The organism is Mesorhizobium sp. LNHC252B00, assembly GCF_000502955.1.
Taxonomy (GTDB): domain Bacteria; phylum Pseudomonadota; class Alphaproteobacteria; order Rhizobiales; family Rhizobiaceae; genus Mesorhizobium.
Genome location: NZ_AYWO01000026.1, coordinates 57879 through 75622, shown reverse-complemented (window position 1 = coordinate 75622; position 17744 = coordinate 57879). Strand labels below are relative to the sequence as shown.

The following is a 17744-nucleotide window of genomic DNA, read 5'->3' as shown; positions in this document are numbered from 1 at the left end:
GAGGACGGCGCAGCCGTTGCGGCCGTGACCGGAGGGTGGCAGGGGTCGCCTCTCGGGCAGGCCGCGGGCGCAGCCTCTCCGGCGGACCGTCGCCATGCCTGCAAGGCTTCCGGTGACGCCGACCGTGCCCGCCTGCCGGCCCCGCCCGTTCATCCTGGTGGCAGGAACAGACGGGCATCATTCGGGACGAGCTGATCGCTGAGCCATGCGGCGAGATGAGCTGGGCCGAGATGGCGCAGATCGTCGTTGAAGTCGCCGAGCTGCGGCCGCAACACCAGGGCGAGGATTCCTGACTCGCCTGCGCGCTGGCTGAGACGTTCGATGCCGTGCCGGCCGGCGGCGTCAGCGTCGGCCGCGATGTAGAGGCGGCGGCAGCCGGGGGGAAGCCTCAGGCCGGCAAGGTGATTGGCCGAGGTGGCCGCGGCCACCGGCAGCACCGGCATCACAGTCCGTAGCGAGGCGATCGTCTCGAGCCCCTCGCCCGCGGCCATGACCGGGACGGGCGCTCCGGGCAAGTGGCCTAGCCAGATGCCGTTGCCAAGGAGATCCCCCAGCGAGCGGCGTGGATCCGCGAGTTGCGCCTTGCCCTGACCCGAAGGATCAAGCCAGGTGCGTTGTAGGCCGGTGATCTGCCCGTCGAGGCTGGTGACAGCGGCAATGAGCGCAGGAAGAGTCTGCGTCTCGCCCGTTACGAGATCCCTGTAGTAGCAGCCGGGATGGAAGCGCAGCGCGGGCTCATGCGCGGAAAGCAGGATGCCGCGGCCGGCGAGGTATCGTTCGGCCAACGTGCCGGCGATCGGCTGCGACATGGCGAACAGGCGACGCGCGGCGTCAGGCGAGGCGGGTGCCGCGGCAGGCTGGCGTTGCGCGCCAGGAGCTTGGGGCGGTGGCGGCGGCATAGAGAGAAAGCGACGCGCTTCATCCGCGATGTCACGGAAGTCGACGAGGCCGCAACTTTCACGGATGACATCGAGCAGATCGCCAAATTCAGATGTCGCCTCGTCGACCCACCTACCCGCCGGGCCATTGGCGTTTGCCCTCAGCCGCACATGCATTGAGCGACCGCGCGTGTTGCGGACATCGCCGACGATCCAGTGATTGCCGGAGCGATGGCCGTTGGAGAGATATTCGCGGCACACTGCCTCGGCGTGTTCGCCAAGGCGGCGCGCCAGCTCGGAGGCCGAGCCGGTCATGATCGCCTTCCCTCAAAGCGCGAGATGATCGTCGATATGGGCGGCGTCATAGCGCGAGACGGGGATTTCGGAGCGTCGCGTATGGGTGGGAAGAAGTTCGGCGATGCGCTTCATCATCGCCAGCGTTGCCCGCGGCGTGGTCGACCGGGACAGGATCGGAGGGCCGAACCGGCGCAGAAACAGCACCTGGGCGGTTTCGAGCGCCTCATAGGCGTCTTTCCAGACCCAGAACCCTTGCGCATCGCTGCCGCCAAAACTTGTCGTCATGGCGGTGCGCAGTGCGGCGGTGGTGACAGGCTTGCCGTGTTCGAGGAAAGGCAAAACCAGCGTTCCCGCCTGATGGATTGCCTGGGCATTGGTGATGGAGGCAGGCGTCGGCGCGTCGAGGGGAGCAGCAGTCCGGGCAACGGCCGGTGTGGGCGAAACAATGTTCATGGAAATGTCCTTCGCGAGAGGGGAGTGGCGCCCGCGCGGACACTCTCTGCGCGCCAGCCGGGCCGCACTGCTCCCGGCTCCCCTCTGCCTCTCGCGCCGATGCACCAAACGGGTTGCACTCTGCGCAAAGCCATGACTTGAATGCGCGCACAGGGATGCGGCGACGACCTGGAGCTGCGGAGGTGATGCGACGGTTCAGAATTGGCAGTGAGGTCTACGAGGAGGGAGCGCCTGACCTGCAGGCGGCGCTGGCGAACGCCCATGCCCGCACCGAGCGCCCGCTATGCCTGTGCCGCGAGCCGGGCTGCCCGATGTACATCGCCCGCATCGGCGGCCTTCACCTGATCAAGCGCATGCCGCTCAGCGGCGGCGGGCATGATCCCTCCTGCGATTCCTACGAATCGCCTTACGAACTGTCCGGCCTGGGCGCCTTGATGGGCAGCGCGATCCAGCTCGATCCGCAAAGTGGCTTGGCGGCCCTCAAACTGGACTTCACCCTGTCGAAGACCGGGAGCCGAGTAGCATCCGAGCCTGCTGGCAAGAGCTCCGCCAGTGCAACCGGAGACCCCAGGAAGATGTCGCTGCGTGGCCTCCTTCATTATCTCTGGCACGAGGCCGAATTGACCGTCTGGACATCCCGATGGGCCGGCAAGCGACATTGGTGGAATGTCCGCTGGCATCTGATCGAGGCTGCCGGGCAAATGACGGTGAGGGGCGGACGCCTCGCGGATATCCTGTTCGTGCCCGAGCCGTTTCGCGCCGAGAACAGGCAAGCGATCGAACATCGTCGCAATGCGGCTCTCGGCATGGCGCTCCCGCCGAAATCCGGCCCACGAAAGTTACTGGTTCTGGTCGGCGAGGTGAAAGAGATTGTTTCTGCCCGCTCCGGTCAGAAACTTGTCATCAGACATTTGCCCGGCTTTCCCTTTTACATCGACAATGCATTGGATCGGCGTTTGCAGATACGTTTCGAGAAAGAATTGTCACTGTGGGGAGCGGATTCCAGTTCACATTTGATGGCGATCGCGACGTTTGGACTGAACGCGGCCGGCCTCGCCATTGTCGAGGAGGTCGCGTTGATGGTGGTGTCCGAGAACTGGATTCCTTACGAGACGATCCCGGAGAAAAGGCTCGTCGACGCGCTCGCCCGCCTTCGCGAGAAGAGCGTGAAGGGATTGCGTTTTGACCTGCAAACCGACCAGCCGATCGCCAACGCACTGCTCCAGAACAGGGACGAGCCGATAGCGCTCTTTGTCGTTCCGGCCGGAGCGCACGAGACCTTCGACGCGTCGCTCGAGGAAATGATGGCCGCGCGACCGGAGATCGGCTCCTGGGTGTGGCGGGTCGGCGAAGGCGACATGCCGCCGCTACCGGTTTGAGCGTCGGACGGAATGTCCCAATCCGAATGCCGAGCTTTGCCGCTTGGGCTTCGCCTGCTGTTCCGCGTAGGCGCCGTGGCTATAGCGTGCCAATCGAGTGACCGGCCATGCTGGACCATCCATGCCGCCCGCTGGCCCCGTCTGCACGCCGGGACTCTCCGACTAAACGGCAATAGTGAGGCCGGGTTACGAACGTGCACTGCATGGGTATCGAGGCGGAACGCGTCGACCGCTCCTACCGATCGCCGGCCGCACGGATATTCGCAATTCCTTGGCGCCATGGCAGTATTACCTGCTCTCCGGCGCATCGATGCCGTTGAAGCGGATGCGCTGCCCGTGGACGTCGATCGTGCCGCCGTCGACGACGGAGGCGATGCCAATGATCGGTTCCGGCTTCGCCCGATCAAGTTCGACACGTTGAACTCGGGCAGGCTGTCGCCGTTCTGCATGGCCGCTTGAAGGGCCAGCGCGCCGGCTGCGGCGATGGTCCCGGCACGCTCACCAATCGTTGGGTGCACGAAGCGCTTGGCACTTGTGCGGTTGCGCCACTTGTCGAACGGGTGTCGTGCCGTGATCTGTGCAAGCCCTTCTCCCGGGGGAGAATGCGCCCAAATGCTGTAGTCCAAACAACGCGCCGAGGAACGTTAATGCAATCGCGAAGTTAATGCACAGGCGCGTGGTTTCGTAAAAAGAGCAAGGGTCTATGCCCTCCACCTCGATAAGCAAAACAGACTATGATCCGGAGAGCCGTGTCTTGTCCGTGTGGTTTGTCGCCAGTGGCAAGCGCTACGAGTTTGAAGGTGTGCCGCCGGAGACTTTTGCGGCGTTCCGGGCAGCCTTCGCCAAGGGCCGCTTTTTCAACGACCACATTCGAAATCACTTCCGGTATCGTCGAATTTCAGGCGACGACGAGCGCTGACCGCTAGGCGTCTGGATCGAGCGGCTTGTGCCACGGCTGCTCGTGCCAGAGCACTTGTCGGAGGTCGCGCCGGTCGACCGCCTGGCCACACACCGGGCACGTGTGGAAATGGTCGCGCTCGTCGGCTGGCTCTTTCCCATGCCGACTGCCGATGATCGGCGGCCCCAAATCGGAAAGCTTCGTCACCCTCGCAGCTTCCTGGCCTCATGCGCCAAGGTTTTGCGGTCGTTGCCATGCTCGCCGATCAGTTCCCGAACCTGTTCGGGCGTAATTCGGTGCTGCTTGGCGAAGTAGCGGACCTCATAATCCTCGTCCGCGGACACGCGATCGCGGTCCCGGAAATCTCGCTTGTATTTGTGGTCGCCCATCGCTGTTCCTCCTGGTGAGGAAAACAGCGACGCGGCAGGAATGTTCCGCATTGCTTTTTCAGCAAGTGCTAACGGAACGCTTATGGCTGTGCGATATCAGCAAATTGTTGGCTGGAGTGCTTGTACGTGCCTAACTCCGCTGGCGGCGTCCGGTTGTCCTTCATTCGTCCGATTGAGCCGGAGCTGGTCGAGCAGCCAAGGGCGATGGCTGGGGCCACGAAGTTCGACGGCCACCGGACCCAGGCCATCAAAGATGTTGACGGCAAGACCCGGCATTGACTGAACGTCGAAATATCGGCCGCCCGATGACAAGCCTTGTACTTTTCAACGTCGTGGCAAAGGATCAAGCAAATCGGTAGGGCTCGTTCCCCTTCCGCCCTTGTGGTTGTTGCGCTCGACAGCTTCTGCCGAATGCGGCCCAACGTCCTTCAACCGATTACGTCGAACAGCATCTTCCGAGAGATTGGCCAGCGATAGCCCTTCAGCGGTGAAGATCACACCTGCAGCTTCCAAAGCTCGTCGAATGCGAGCGAGGTTGCCGGCACGTGGAACCCTGTTGCCATTCTCAAACTCGCGGATCGTGTCTTCGCTAACATCGGACCTGCCGGCTAGTCGCGCACGAGACCAGTTCAAGAGGGCCCGTGCTGCTCGCGACTGCTCTGATGTAAGGATTTGCACAACGACCCTTCCCGCCACTGACCTCCCGCAGAACAGCGTAACGGGCCGAAGGTTCCGACAAATTTCATCAACTGCTAATGCAACGGAAAACTGTCCTCGCCGATGAAGCAAATGAGCAAATCCGAGAGCTCTATCGCGTTTGGAGGTAGCCATGCCGTCGGTGAGATTGCGACTTAAGTCCTGTGCTGAACGGCAAAAGTCCCAAGCGCGAAACATCAGGGTCGGTCACTCATTGAATGCCTGCCGGCGAACATGAGTCCCTTCATCGTCGGTTGTTGAGCGCCCGTCATTGTATGTCCCCGAGTGGCGGGTGCTCTCATTGGAGGTCGGATGCTGCCTGGTGAGATCATCGCGAACACGTTTGCAACGCTTCTCCTGATCTGCGTTGTTACCGTTGTGCTCTTCCTTTTCGGAAAACCACTGTGGCCTGAACAACAGGTCCGGATGGTGATAATCGTACCGGTTGACAGGACGACCACGACGGCGATTGCGAACACCCAGGTTCAGCTGCCTCGCAATTTCGATCTGAGCAAAGCGATGCCGAAACCAGAGCCGCCTCTTGGTTTCGCAGATCGTTAGACTCGTCGCAATGCGCATGCCGCGGACGCATTGCCAATCACAGTGGCGGGGGCGCTTCTGGCCATTAGGTCCGGTTGGGATAGGCGCGTTTCGCCTGTGCGCTCTTGCAGAGCTGATCCAATTTGTCGCGGATCCGATCGTTATCAAGCAATAGCTTGGCGCGTGGNCGCCTGTGCGCTCTTGCAGAGCTGATCCAATTTGTCGCGGATCCGATCGTTATCAAGCAATAGCTTGGCGCGTGGGAATCCTCTTTTGCGAAGCTCCCATTCGATGACCTGCCACCCTTCGTAGTCGCCAGATTCCGCAAGCTTGCCGGCCTCGCGCCACATACGCACGTCACGCTCTCGGGACATGACTTTTCTCCCATCCTCTTGCGCCGGGCATACTGCTGATCGGAGCCAATATGCGAAATGCCTATCGCGTTCCGTCAAGGCAGCCGGATCCCGAGGGCCGACCGCTGCCTGCGCGGGTTGCTTGGTTGGCCCGTCAGCCGAGTGAGACGGTGCCGGAAAAGAGGTTCGTTGACGCGCTCGCCCGCCTTCGCGGGAAGACCGTGAAGGGATTGCGATATGACCTGCAGACGGACCAGCCGATCGCCAACGCTCTGCTCCAGAACAGCGACGAGCCGATAGCGCTCTTTGTCGTCCCGGCCGGTGCGGACGAAGCGTTGGAGGTTTCGTTGCAGGATATGATCGCGAACCGACCGGAGATGGGTGAGTGGACCTGGCGGATCGGTGAGGAGGAGATCTCAGCCCTTCCATGGCTGTGCGGCATCTCAAATTTCCATCAATGTCGTGAATCGATTGCCGGCAATCGATTCAGACAATGCATTGGACAAGGACGCTGCTGTCTTGGACCATGACGCTATGGTGAGGGGTGACCAGCGATCGTCCTTTTCGGTGAGCATGCTGCGGGTTTACGAAGATCCGCGGCGTAAGCACAGTCGGCGGCTGATCGTTGTAAACATTGAACTCGCTATGCCATTCGACCTGTCCGAATCCAGCGTTGCATCGGCGAGCGAAACTCTGGAGAGTTGGCTTTCTCATCGGCGTCCGCCGGGGCGTCACCCCGGTCGATGGTTCATTTGACCAACTTCTGTTCCAGTCGAACATGTCGATCTCCGTGAAAGGAGGGCCCGGGCGCGCTATGGCGGTCCCGGGCTTGAGAGTGAGTTACAGCCGGAAAGGCCCGGCGGAATGCCGGGCCCGGTGCGAGCGTGAGGCCGACTATTCGGCGGTCTGGAGGTGGTCGGCCTTGTCGCCGTCGATGGTCACCGGCTCATCGCGGGACGGATCCGCATCGTCGGCGAGGAAGGCCGGCAGCTCGGTGGCATCGCCGTCGAGAGCTGACTCGTACGACATGTCGCCGACGACCGCATCGCCAGAATCGGTAGCAATTTCATCGACCTCAACGCGCAGCGGCTCTGGAAGCCAGTTGGACCCTTCGAGAAAACGGGCGGCCTCACGCGCCATGCTGTCCTTCTTCATGTGGTCGATCAGCTGCGCAGATTCTATGCCACGAGCTTCACTGACAGCCTGTAGGATCCGCGCTTTGGTGAGCCTCCCGAGGAACTCGACCGAAGGCGTCCAGCCGGCGTTGACCATGTCGAACTGGAGCGAGCGGCCAAGCATGTCTGCATGCTGGAGCGCCTTCGCTCGCCTGTTCCAGGGTTCGACGACCGCATTGAGGGTTAGCGAGACGCAGTGCGCCAACAGCGCCTTGCGGCTTGCTTCGTCGAGGCCGAGAAGGAAGTCCCACAGGCCTTCTGCCTCATCGGGCAAATCGCGATCCCACGCTTCGTGCCGCTCGGCGATCTCCTTGGCCCAGGGCGTCTCAGCAAGACCCTCGATCTGACTGAAGCTGCCGCTCTTCAGGCTGATCTCAAGGCAGGTGTCCGGCGCGAAGCGATAGAAGACCTGCAGGACGAAGGCGTGGAGTGCGGCGACGAAGGCCATGTCGACGTCACCGGCGAGTGCGTTGCGCAGTGCCAGCGTCCGCTGCGCGGTCAGGTCGAAGACGAGTCGATCAGGCAGCGGCTTGATGCCATCGTCCTCGCTGTCGTCACTAGCGCTGTCGTTCACTGGATTGCCGTTGACGACAACACCATCGCCACAGTCGTCGCCACTGGATCGGGTTCCGCGGTCGGCGCGTCCTTCCTCGCCCTCATCGACGTCGCCGGTTTCGGTCCGCGGCTCGTCCTCCGATCGCACGAAACCGGCATCGACTTGAAGCTGACCATTCGCAGCGAGGGTCACGAACACACCGGCAATGGCCTTGTGGGCGGGATCGTAGCTTTGGGGACGATCATCGATCGCATCGAGCTCGGCACCCAGCTGGTCGAGCTTCGCCTCGATCGCTTCGTCGGCATCGTCGGCCTTGGCATAGTCCGCATCCAGCTTGTCGTATTCGGCCTTCAGCGCATCGTAGCGTTCGATCTCCCCGGCGCTGAGTTCCTCCGCCTCGGCATAGATGCGCCGCATGCCGGAGGTATGGCCGTAGGGAAAGCTAATTGCCGCCTCGACCCATTTCCACCCTTCGGCGCGAATCGCCTCGGCATCCATCTTCAGCTTGTCGAAGACGAGCTGCTCGAGGAGCGCCGCATCCTGGAACCAGCCGCCGGAATCCTGCTCGAAGAGATCGCGCAGGATGACGCCGCCGGCCGCCTCATAGGCCCCGGCACCGACATAGACGGCCCGGCGATCATCGGCCCGGACCGTCGTCTCCGTCAGCAGGCGTCTGATGTAGTACGGCTCCTGCATGTGCGAGCTGGCAATTCGCTCCCAGACCTGCTCCTGGCGCGCGTGATCGTCCGAGATCGAGAAGGCCATGATCTGTTCGAGCCGGATTTCGTCCTTCTCGTAGAGGTCGAGCAGCTTGGGTGAGACCGATGCCAGCCGCAAGCGCTGCGTCACCGTGGCTGGCGACACGAAGAAGCGCGCGGCGATCTCTTCCGGATCGAGGCCCTGATCGCTGAGTGCCTTGAACGCGCGAAACTGGTCGAGCGGATGAAGGTCTGCACGACGCAGGTTCTCTGCAAGCGAGTCTTCTTCGGCCGACGTCTCGTGCCTGCGGTTGACGATGCACGGGATCAGCTCATTCTTGGCCAGGCGCTTCTGCTTGATGAGGATACCGAGCGCGAGATAGCGCCGGCCGCCGGCGGGCACTTCGAACGTGCCGGTCTCCTCGCCCTCGCCGTCGAGCACGGGCCGAACGTTCAGGCTCTGGATCAGCTTCCGCCGTCCAATGTCTTCGGCCAGTTGCTCGATCGACACGCCGTCCTTGATGCGCCGAACATTCTTCTGCGACAGCATTAGCTTGTCATAGGGAATATTCTCGGCGGCGTTCATCGCGATCTTCTGAATGGCGTTCTTTGCCATGGTCTAGTTCTCCGTGACGGGCGGCCCGGGGCCTCTCCCTGAACCTCCAAACCCGTCTAGAAACTCCCTGCCTCCTCTGTCTCCAGGCCTCACGCCGCCGCCGGCCGCCTGCCGCCTGCCGCCTGCCGCAGATTTTGATGGGTCGAAATGATGATGCCCGCCATGGTTTTGGCTTGCTGATCTCTTCGCGACGACGACGCCGAGGGCCCCAGGGTGTTGGCGTGGTCCATCTCCCGGCACATGACCGTCCGGAAAGAAAAGGCGCCGTCTTCGTGCTTTTGAGGACGGAGCTGGGATTAATGGAGATGACAGATGTGCGGCCGGCGCGCGGAGGTCCTCCACGCCAGGCGTCGGAAGGATCACGCAGCGAAATCGAGAAGCTTCTTGGCCTTGCCGCCATCTCCAAACGATCAACCTGATACGACTTGTCGCGCGCGACCCGCGTGATGCCCTGTACGAAGTCGAAAATCGATTTCGGCGGCAGCCTTCCTCAAGCAGCATAGTATCGATGATTCTTGCTGTGTCGGATTTGGAGAAGCAGCGCTTGCGCAGGAAGCTCTGGCGATCTTCATCATGCCGAGCGACGATCCGTTGCCGCGCCGTCTTGATGCCGTTGACGAACGGCGTAGGCGAGGAATCGACAAACTGGATCAGCGCCAGTCCAGCTTCCAGAGCGAAACGGGAGGCTACGTACCTCAGTCGCTGCGTAGGATTTGATTTTCGCTTCTAACGCCGCTGCAACGAAGGCTCGTTTCGCTACCGGCGTCTGGGCTTCACCACGCAGGACCTGAAGACAAACATCCATAGCCAGTTTTGCGTTTCGCCAGACTCCAGCGAAATAGAACCAGTCACCGTCGGCGAGCGAGAAGCTATAGGCCTTGCCCCCGCTTTGGAGCCTGAACTCGGATGCCGGAACGAGGCAACGACGACTGGGAAACGTCTGACCGCGCAACGCGCCGTCGATACCAGCAGGGTCTCCTTAATGATCGCGCGAGCAGATGAAGACGCTGGAAATCGAGAACGGACGCCTCGAGTTGCGGGCGGTACAATCCGAACTTCGACATCTCCAGCGACACCACGACTCTCTACGCATCTGATCGCGATGGTTTTGTGTTCCTCGTCGACGATCTGAACCCGATGGAGCCCTTTTTGAAACGACACCTACCGCCGGCTCTTGCGTGAAAGAGTACCCCTCAGCGAAGGCGCTGGCAAATGGTGGCGCCCCCTCAATCGAAGCGGCTGAGTAGGATTGACAGGCTCCCGTTTTACGCCCGTGCTTTTCGTGGAGCGCTTATAGAAACGCCTGAATGTCAGCAGGAAATATCCAACTGCAATACAATAAGCGTGAGGACAGCCCGAGCGAGCGCCGGCCAAATGGAACCAGACGCCGTTGGCATAGGTGTCCCGCGCCCTTCGGCCGCGGGTTTACGGCATAGACCCGTCGTTCTGCGGTTGTGCATGGCCGCTTTACAGGTGGAATTGGTAGCGCTACGGTTTCAAGGTCGCGTGACCCAGGGGGATCTGGGGCAGACGTCGCCGACGCCAGTGGTGGATTGCCGCACTGCCGGCATCCGTTTCAAACCACGCCTGGTAGAAACGGCTCCCCATGACATTCGCAGGGGACCATCGGGAGGAGTTCGATGGCGTCTGTCGCGATTGGCGATGTCTACAAATCGTTCGGGGCCACCGAGGTCCTGCATGGTGTCAGCGTCGATATAGAAGACGGCGAGTTCGTCACGCTAGTCGGACCGTCCGGCTGCGGAAAATCGACACTTCTGCGGATGATTGCCGGCCTGGAAAAGATTTCGCGCGGCCATATCTCGATCGGCAGCCGGATCGTCAATGACGTTGCTCCGAAGGAACGCGACGTGGCCATGGTCTTCCAGAATTACGCGCTCTATCCGCATATGACGGTTGCGGAGAACATGGCGTTCTCGCTCATGCTCAAGGGTGTTCCGAAGGCGCATAGCGATGCAGGTGTCAAGCGGGCAGCCGAAATCCTCGGGTTGGTTGCTCTGCTGTCGCGCTATCCGCGGCAGCTTTCAGGCGGCCAACGTCAACGCGTCGCCATGGGCCGCGCGATCGTGCGCAATCCGCAGGTGTTTCTGTTTGATGAGCCGCTCAGCAATCTTGATGCCAAGCTTAGGGTGCAGATGCGCGCCGAGATCAAGGAGTTGCACCAACGGCTGAAGACCACGACCGTGTATGTCACGCACGACCAGATCGAGGCCATGACCATGGCTGACAAGATCGTGGTCATGCATGACGGTATCGTCGAGCAGATCGGGCCGCCGCTGGAGCTCTACGACCGGCCGAACAACCTCTTCGTCGCAAGCTTCATCGGTTCTCCCGCCATGAACATGCTCAAAGGAACTATCCTGACCGAAGGCACGCCGCGCTTCCAGGGCGAGGGAGGGATTTCGGTGCCTTTGTCCGGGCTGTCCTCCATCGGCAATGGCGAGCCCGTCGTGCTGGGGATACGGCCCGAGCATTTGCGGCTGGACGACAATGGCATTCCGATCACCGTGGTGGTCATCGAGCCGACCGGCTCGGAAGTACAGATCATCGGCCGGACGGCGGGAGGCGAGGACGTCGTGGCCAATTTCCGGGAACGCCATTCCTTCGCGCCGGGAGAAACCATCCGGTTGTCGGTCGAGCCTGGTCTCGTTCATCTCTTTCACGGCGAAACCGGCAAGCGCATCGATCAGCCCCCGCAGCGGTAAGCGACACGCAACGAGGAAAGACAGGAGGAAACGAGCATGAAATTCACCAGACGCGACGTGATCCGCACGACCGCCGGCGCCGCCGCTGGCGCCTTGGGGAGTCGGTTCGTCGGCTCCCCGGCCTTTGCCCAGGAGGGGTTGAAGTACAAACCAGAGGACGGCGCGAAGCTCAGGCTGCTGCGCTGGTCGCCTTTCGTGCAGGGCGACGAGGACCAGTGGCTGAAAAACACCAAACGGTTTACCGAAGTGACGGGGGTGGAGGTCCGCGTCGACAAGGAGAGCTGGGAAGACATTCGCCCCAAGGCTGCGGTCGCCGCCAATGTCGGCTCCGGTCCGGACGTGATGTTTGTCTGGTTCGACGATCCGCACCAGTACCCCGACAAGCTGCTCGACGTGACGGAACTGGGCAATTATCTCGGCAAGAAATATGGCGGCTGGTACGATGGGCCGAAACAGTATGCAGCGCACGAGGGCAAGTTCATCGGCCTGCCTCTGGCCACCATCGGCAACGCCATCGTCTACCGGGAAAGCTGGGTGAAGGAGGCCGGTTTCGCGGAGTTTCCGAAGGACACGGCCGGCTTCCTCGAGCTGTGCAAGGCACTCAAGGCCAAAGGCCATCCGGCCGGCTTCACCCACGGCCATGGCGTCGGCGACGGCAACAACTACGCGCACTGGCTGCTGTGGAGCCATGGCGGCCAGATGGTTGACGAGAAAGGCAAGGTCACGATCAACAGGCCCGAGACGCTCAAGGCGATCCAATATGCGCAGGAGCTTTATAAGACCTTCATTCCCGGGACCGAGAGCTGGCTCGACGTCAACAACAACCGCGCCTTCCTGGCCGGCGAAGTGAGCGTCATCGCCAACGGGATTTCCGTCTACAACACCGCCAAGGTCAACAAAGACAAGGATCCGAAGCTGACCGAGATCGCCAAGGACATGCGCACGACCAACTTGCCGATCGGTCCGGTCGGGAAATCCGTCGAGCTGTTCCAGGTGACCACGGCCGTCATTTTCAACTACACGCCCTACCCCAACGCGGCGAAGGCCTATCTGCAGTTCATGTTCGAGGATCCGCAAATGTCGGACTGGATCACCTCCTCGGCGTGCTACTGTTGCCAGACGCTCAAAGCCTTCGCCAACAATCCCGTCTGGAAGGCCGATCCGAACAATGCGGCTTACGCGAAAGCCTCGGAAACGCTGCGTCCCAACGGCTATGCCGGGCCGCTCGGCTACGCCTCGGCCGCCACCATGGCCGACTATGTTCTGGTCGACATGTTCGCCAAGGCCGTGACTGGCCAGGCCACACCGCAGGAAGCGATGGAAGAGGCGGAAAAGCGCGCCAACCGCTACTATCGCGTTTGACCACAGCTGAGCCGGGCGGCCGACCGCGCTGCCCGGCTCGGTTTCGGCGGCGGCTTGCACCGCCATGCAACCAGACTTCACGAGGAGCCACCCATGGCCGTGAATTCCGCTGCGGTTCGGCCGCGCCCGTCGATCCTGTCGCGTCTGGCCGAAAGCCGCAATGTCCTCGGATTCGGCTTCATGCTGCCGGCGGCGGCGCTGCTGCTGGTTTTCCTGACCTACCCGCTCGGGCTCGGCGTCTGGCTCGGTTTCACCGATGCGCGCATCGGCCGCCCCGGCATCTTCATAGGCATCGAGAATTATGAATATCTGTGGAGCGACAGCGTCTTTTGGCTCTCGGTCTTCAACACGCTGCTCTACACGGTCAGCGCCTCGATCCTGAAGTTCGTGCTCGGGCTCTGGCTGGCGCTCATCCTCAACCAGAACCTTCCCTTCAAGTCGTTCTTTCGCGCGGTGGTGCTGCTGCCCTGGGTGGTGCCGACGGTGCTTTCGGCGATCGCCTTCTGGTGGATCTACGATTCGCAGTTCTCGATCCTGTCCTGGGCGCTGCAGCAGATGGGACTGATCGACCATCGCATCAACTTCCTCGGCGACCCGACCAATGCCCGCGCCTCGGTCATAGCCGCCAATGTCTGGCGCGGCATTCCATTCGTCGCAATCACTCTGCTCGCCGGCCTGCAGACCATCCCGCAATCGCTCTATGAGGCCGCCACCCTCGACGGCGCCAGCCGCTGGCAATTGTTCCGCCACGTGACCCTGCCGCTGCTAACGCCGATCATCGCCATCACCATGACTTTCTCAGTATTGTTCACGTTCACCGATTTCCAACTGATCTATGTGCTCACTCGTGGCGGCCCGGTAAATGCTACCCATCTGATGGCGACATTATCCTTCCAGCGCGGCATTGCCGGAGGCCAGCTCGGCGAAGGCGCGGCAATCGCCGTCGCCATGATCCCCTTCCTGCTGGCGGCGATCCTGTTCAGCTATTTCGGCTTGCAACGGCGCAGATGGCAGCAAGGCGGCGGAGACTGACATGGCCGCGATCAAGCAAGCCGAGCGCATTGACACCGACGAAGGCGGCATGGGCTACCTGCAAAGCCTGCCGCGCCGGGTGGTGACGGTCTATCTGCCGCTACTGGTGTTCATGATCGTGCTCCTGTTCCCCTTCTACTGGATGACGATCACGGCGATTAAGCCGAACGCCGAGATGACCGACTACGCGAACCACAATCCGTTCTGGGTGGTTCATCCGACATTGCAGCACATACGCTATCTGCTGTTCGAGACCTCCTATCCTGGCTGGCTGCTCAACACGATCATCATCTCGACCGCCGCCACTTTCCTGTCGCTGTTGGCAGCGGTGCTGGCGGCTTATGCGATCGAACGCCTGAGATTTTCGGGCGCGCGCCAGGTCGGCCTCGCAGTGTTCCTGGCCTATCTTGTGCCGCCTTCGATCCTATTCATCCCCTTGTCGCTGATGGTGTTCAACCTCGGCCTCTATGACACACCGTTCGCGTTGATCCTCACCTATCCCACCTTCCTCGTCCCGTTCTGCACCTGGCTGCTGATGGGCTATTTCCGCTCGATCCCGTTCGAACTGGAAGAATGCGCTCTGATCGACGGCGCGAGCCGCTGGCAGATCCTCACCAAGATCGTGCTGCCGCTGTCAGTACCTGGCCTGATTTCGGCCGGCATCTTCGCCTTCACGCTATCCTGGAACGAGTTTATTTACGCGCTGACCTTCATTCAATCGTCGGAAAAGAAGACGGTACCGGTCGGCGTGCTCACCGAGCTGGTTCGTTCCGACGTCTATGAGTGGGGCGCGCTGATGGCAGGCGCGCTGATCGGTTCGCTGCCGGTGGTGGTGCTCTATTCATTCTTTGTCGAGTACTACGTTTCCTCAATGACGGGCGCGGTAAAGGAATAACGTCGTGCGACCGAACCTCAGCGCTCGCGAAGACGATGATCCCATCGTCGCCCGGGCAACAACGCCGATGCCCCTGCCAAATTGCAATCGTCATTTCCTACCTCTACCCAATCAGGAATGCGTCGAGGCGATGGCGCTGGAAACCGCCCTCCTCATTTTCCGGCTGCCATTTGGGCGATGTCGGCGCAGGGCATGGAGGCGAGCTAAAAGAGAGCCTCGTGGGCGGCGGCAAGCAGCGTGGGCGCGGCAATATGCTTGTCGCGGGTGATGGTCGCGGATCGGATCATCAACGCCGAGGTCCCCATTCGCACAGGAAGCATCATTCTCCAGATCCCAATTGCCCCTGTAACGCGATGCGCGTTCGTGGCAGAACTTTGGCATGGCACGCCTTCGCCCGCTGCTGGCGTTTTTAGCGCTCTATGCTGCAATGTATGCTGCATTCGGGACAGCGTCCCCGTTCTGGCCACGGTATTTTGAGGCGCGCGGTCTAACACCTGAAGAGCTGGGCGTTCTGTTCGGGCTAGGCAACGCAGCCCGGCTGATTGCCGGTCCGCTCGCCAATCGAATTGCAGACCTTCTCGGCGCCCTCCGCATCACCCTGGCGGTCTGCATCGGGATCGCGGTGGCGGCGACGCTTGGGCTGGCTGCCGTGCAAGGCCTCTTCCTTCTGTTGGTCGTCTATCTGGCCCAGTCAGCCGGGCTGGCACCGATCACGACCCTCGCCGACGCCCTTGCGGCGCGCGCATCGGTGCGCGAGCCGGTTTTTGAATATGGTTGGGTGCGGGGTGCGGCATCAGCAGCCTTTGTTGCTGGCACTCTCGTGGCAGGCCAGGTGCTCGGAGTTTTGGAACTGGGTGCGATCATATGGATGTACGCCGCGCTGCTCGCCGGCGCGTTGGCTGCCGCCGCGCTGGTGCCGGAATCAGACACCGGCGCCGAGCGGGCAGCGGACCCTGTCGGGCAAAGCGTAATCGGCGGGCTGCGCGAGCTGCTCGGTCTTGCGATTTTCCGGCGCATCGTCGTGATTGCGGCGCTGATCTATGGCAGCCATGCCATGCATGACACCTTCTCGGTCATCCGCTGGACAGCGGCCGGGGTCGGTACGGCGGCGAGCAGCATACTTTGGTCGGAAGCCGTCGCAGCGGAGGTGGTGGTGTTCATTGTGGTCGGGCCGATCCTGCTGCGCCGGCTTGGGGTGGCCGGGGCCGCTGCTCTGGCCGTGGTGGCCGGAATCCTTCGCTGGGTCGTGGAAGCGGAAACGGCGACGATTTGGATGCTTGCGCTCGTGCAACCGCTTCACGGCATTACGTTCGCACTGCTGCATCTTGCCTGTATGCGTGTTATCGCCAGTAGCGTGCCCGCACATCTTGCCGCCACTGCGCAGGCCGTTTACGCGATCGGCCCGGGGCTGGCCACCGCGGGTCTCGTCTGGGTCTCAGGTCAGCTTTACGGAGCCTATGGCCCGCCCGGGTTCCTCATGATGGCGGCAGTCTGTGTGCTGTCCCTTCCGCTGGTGACTCGACTTCGTGAAACGCCCCCATCATCGGATTGACACGTATGGGACGATGGTCGCGACGCCGGGCCTGTTCCATGCCTTCGGCTTCAGCTGACACCGGCTCTTGCCCGGTTCAACCTTAAGCCCGTGCGCCAGTCGGCTTGGACGGTCACTTGGAAAGACAATCGAGCATGTGAGCGTAGATCGTCTGCGCATTGTCTCCGCGCTGATCGCCGTTACATCAAAATGTCAGGCTAATCTCACGCCTGCCGTGCGGGGGGGATCGTGAACCTCCGCCGGTCGAAGGCCCTATCATATTATTCAACACCGTCGAGAACCTCAGGGCCTCTCTCAGTGTGAGGCCAAGAAGAATGCAGTCGCCGAACTCGGCCACGTTCTCTCGTACGGCATCCCAAACCAGCCATTCTCCGCTGGGGTCGCACAGCGGCTCGTAAGGGCCCCTGCCCATTAGGGTCACTTTACCGATCCTGACCTCCTCGACGCACCTGCAACGCCTCCTCGATCCATAGAGTAGAGCGTGCAGCCATGCAGCGGGCACGGCGTTGTCATCCCCTGGTTTGAGGTGTGAGGACACGCTAGGCCGCCAGCAATAACGGGGCTTCGCCGTTTTTCCCCTCTGGCATCGCTCACGCCCGATTAATATTATCCGTATCTAATATACTAATCTTGCGCCGATACTAAGTCAAACCGCGAGGCCACCTCAAGTTTTGTCGTAGGGCGCGACTGCGTTTTGTTGTCTGGCTGCTTGAGCCGCCTTTTGCGACCGCTGGTCCACGGAGTGGCGTTGCGCGATTATTCACAGCGCGGCAGCCTGCTGAGTTCTGTAAAAGCAGCCGCAACGACAGCGAGACCAGTTCGGTCTCTTCACGAAGCAGCTTCGGTTCGTTCAGTGCGGCTTCGCAAGAGGTTCCGCATCTCCCATGGTTTCAAGCGATTGAACGGCCGCCGATCGTCCATCTGCCCGCGCAATCACCGTGCTCGAAGACGCCGTTTGTCGCGGCATAAACATCAGGACTTCAGTCTTAGTTGAGCTATTGCTAATATGCCGATAGCTTAGCAGCGAGGGGGCGAATCCTGGCGCTCGTAGCTCAAACAGAACAGAGTGGAGGCTCGAATGGGCGATGACAAGCTCTGGCATGGTGCCATTCACGACCATCAGGTCGGATATTTCGCTTCAAAGAACGGTTTGACTACGGACCTGGCTTGGGAGTTGATCCTAAAATACGGCAACAACCGAAAGGCCGTGATTAAAGCTGCGCGGGATTTGCTCTGGCAACATGGCCGACCA

General features: G+C 61.4%; 16 protein-coding genes and 1 pseudogene. 9 read left to right on the top strand and 8 right to left on the bottom strand.

The window, feature by feature from the left end:
- Positions 1-149: 149 nt before the first annotated feature.
- Both X744_RS145380 and X744_RS145385 read right to left on the bottom strand, forming a co-directional pair.
- On the bottom strand, positions 150-1193 hold the full coding sequence (locus X744_RS145380; protein WP_023761798.1) for a toprim domain-containing protein: 1044 nt from the start codon (positions 1191-1193) through the stop codon (positions 150-152).
- A 12-nt stretch (positions 1194-1205) separates the two neighbouring features.
- Positions 1206-1628, bottom strand: a complete 423-nt coding sequence (locus X744_RS145385) for a hypothetical protein (protein WP_023761797.1) — start codon at positions 1626-1628, stop codon at positions 1206-1208.
- 185 nt (positions 1629-1813) lie between these two features.
- Here X744_RS145385 and X744_RS145390 point away from each other — a divergent pair, with 185 nt between their 5' ends.
- From X744_RS145390 to X744_RS145400, 3 genes are all read left to right on the top strand, one after another.
- Positions 1814-3007: a DUF1173 domain-containing protein gene (locus X744_RS145390; protein WP_023761796.1), complete on the top strand. Its 1194-nt coding sequence runs from the start codon at positions 1814-1816 to the stop codon at positions 3005-3007.
- Between the two features lie 336 nt (positions 3008-3343).
- On the top strand, positions 3344-3466 hold the full coding sequence (locus X744_RS1000000176075; RefSeq protein WP_280948961.1) for a hypothetical protein: 123 nt from the start codon (positions 3344-3346) through the stop codon (positions 3464-3466).
- 244 nt (positions 3467-3710) lie between these two features.
- Positions 3711-3926 (top strand): KTSC domain-containing protein, encoded by a 216-nt coding sequence (locus X744_RS145400; protein ID WP_023761794.1) that lies wholly within the window; start codon positions 3711-3713, stop codon positions 3924-3926.
- 3 nt (positions 3927-3929) lie between these two features.
- On the opposite strand, the gene X744_RS145405 is transcribed toward X744_RS145400, so the two are convergent.
- From X744_RS145405 to X744_RS1000000174010, 4 genes are all read right to left on the bottom strand, one after another.
- Positions 3930-4112 (bottom strand): hypothetical protein, encoded by a 183-nt coding sequence (locus tag X744_RS145405; RefSeq protein WP_023761793.1) that lies wholly within the window; start codon positions 4110-4112, stop codon positions 3930-3932.
- Positions 4109-4294 (bottom strand): DUF3606 domain-containing protein, encoded by a 186-nt coding sequence (locus X744_RS145410; RefSeq protein ID WP_023761792.1) that lies wholly within the window; start codon positions 4292-4294, stop codon positions 4109-4111. The genes X744_RS145405 and X744_RS145410 overlap by 4 nt, the downstream gene beginning before the upstream one ends.
- Positions 4295-4618: 324 nt before the next feature.
- Complete coding sequence (locus X744_RS1000000176300; protein WP_084025637.1) at positions 4619-5125, bottom strand: helix-turn-helix transcriptional regulator; 507 nt, start codon at positions 5123-5125, stop codon at positions 4619-4621.
- Between the two features lie 72 nt (positions 5126-5197).
- On the bottom strand, positions 5198-5569 hold the full coding sequence (locus tag X744_RS1000000174010) for a hypothetical protein (protein WP_156938610.1): 372 nt from the start codon (positions 5567-5569) through the stop codon (positions 5198-5200).
- A 385-nt stretch (positions 5570-5954) separates the two neighbouring features.
- Here X744_RS1000000174010 and X744_RS145425 point away from each other — a divergent pair, with 385 nt between their 5' ends.
- Entirely contained in the window at positions 5955-6413 is a 459-nt protein-coding gene (locus tag X744_RS145425; protein WP_084025635.1) for a DUF1173 family protein, read from the top strand.
- A gap of 364 nt (positions 6414-6777) precedes the next feature.
- On the opposite strand, the gene X744_RS145430 is transcribed toward X744_RS145425, so the two are convergent.
- Both X744_RS145430 and X744_RS1000000175440 read right to left on the bottom strand, forming a co-directional pair.
- Positions 6778-8928, bottom strand: a complete 2151-nt coding sequence (locus X744_RS145430; protein ID WP_023761787.1) for a ParB/RepB/Spo0J family partition protein — start codon at positions 8926-8928, stop codon at positions 6778-6780.
- 359 nt (positions 8929-9287) lie between these two features.
- Positions 9288-9624 (bottom strand): annotated as a pseudogene (locus X744_RS1000000175440) (hypothetical protein); the annotation flags it as partial.
- 944 nt (positions 9625-10568) lie between these two features.
- On the opposite strand from X744_RS1000000175440, the gene ugpC reads away from it, so the two are divergent.
- The 5 genes from ugpC (at position 10569) to X744_RS145455 (ending at position 16492) form a co-directional block, all read left to right on the top strand.
- The gene (gene ugpC / locus X744_RS145435) at positions 10569-11651 is read left to right on the top strand and encodes a sn-glycerol-3-phosphate ABC transporter ATP-binding protein UgpC (protein ID WP_023761785.1); all 1083 of its coding nucleotides are present in this window, start codon (positions 10569-10571) and stop codon (positions 11649-11651) included.
- Positions 11652-11687: 36 nt separating this feature from the next.
- A complete protein-coding gene (locus tag X744_RS145440; RefSeq protein ID WP_023761784.1) occupies positions 11688-13013 on the top strand; it encodes an ABC transporter substrate-binding protein in 1326 nt (441 codons plus the stop codon).
- Between the two features lie 93 nt (positions 13014-13106).
- Positions 13107-14045 carry a sugar ABC transporter permease gene (locus X744_RS145445; RefSeq protein ID WP_023761783.1) on the top strand — a complete coding sequence of 313 codons (939 nt, stop codon included), beginning with the start codon at positions 13107-13109 and terminating at the stop codon, positions 14043-14045.
- 1 nt (position 14046) lies between these two features.
- Complete coding sequence (locus X744_RS145450; RefSeq protein ID WP_023761782.1) at positions 14047-14940, top strand: carbohydrate ABC transporter permease; 894 nt, start codon at positions 14047-14049, stop codon at positions 14938-14940.
- Between the two features lie 379 nt (positions 14941-15319).
- The gene (locus X744_RS145455; RefSeq protein WP_023761780.1) at positions 15320-16492 is read left to right on the top strand and encodes an MFS transporter; all 1173 of its coding nucleotides are present in this window, start codon (positions 15320-15322) and stop codon (positions 16490-16492) included.
- Positions 16493-17744 lie beyond the last annotated feature (1252 nt).

Coding starts and splice junctions, on each gene's coding strand:
- X744_RS145455 (WP_023761780.1), top strand. CDS start 15,320: ATGGCACGCCTTCGCCCGCTGCTGGCGTTTTTAGCGCTCTATGCTGCA.
- X744_RS145430 (WP_023761787.1), bottom strand. CDS start 8,928: ATGGCAAAGAACGCCATTCAGAAGATCGCGATGAACGCCGCCGAGAAT.
- X744_RS1000000176300 (WP_084025637.1), bottom strand. CDS start 5,125: ATGGCTACCTCCAAACGCGATAGAGCTCTCGGATTTGCTCATTTGCTT.
- X744_RS1000000174010 (WP_156938610.1), bottom strand. CDS start 5,569: ATGCGCATTGCGACGAGTCTAACGATCTGCGAAACCAAGAGGCGGCTC.
- ugpC (WP_023761785.1), top strand. CDS start 10,569: ATGGCGTCTGTCGCGATTGGCGATGTCTACAAATCGTTCGGGGCCACC.
- X744_RS145450 (WP_023761782.1), top strand. CDS start 14,047: ATGGCCGCGATCAAGCAAGCCGAGCGCATTGACACCGACGAAGGCGGC.
- X744_RS145425 (WP_084025635.1), top strand. CDS start 5,955: ATGCGAAATGCCTATCGCGTTCCGTCAAGGCAGCCGGATCCCGAGGGC.
- X744_RS145380 (WP_023761798.1), bottom strand. CDS start 1,193: ATGACCGGCTCGGCCTCCGAGCTGGCGCGCCGCCTTGGCGAACACGCC.
- X744_RS145440 (WP_023761784.1), top strand. CDS start 11,688: ATGAAATTCACCAGACGCGACGTGATCCGCACGACCGCCGGCGCCGCC.
- X744_RS145410 (WP_023761792.1), bottom strand. CDS start 4,294: ATGGGCGACCACAAATACAAGCGAGATTTCCGGGACCGCGATCGCGTG.
- X744_RS145400 (WP_023761794.1), top strand. CDS start 3,711: ATGCCCTCCACCTCGATAAGCAAAACAGACTATGATCCGGAGAGCCGT.
- X744_RS145385 (WP_023761797.1), bottom strand. CDS start 1,628: ATGAACATTGTTTCGCCCACACCGGCCGTTGCCCGGACTGCTGCTCCC.
- X744_RS145445 (WP_023761783.1), top strand. CDS start 13,107: ATGGCCGTGAATTCCGCTGCGGTTCGGCCGCGCCCGTCGATCCTGTCG.
- X744_RS145390 (WP_023761796.1), top strand. CDS start 1,814: ATGCGACGGTTCAGAATTGGCAGTGAGGTCTACGAGGAGGGAGCGCCT.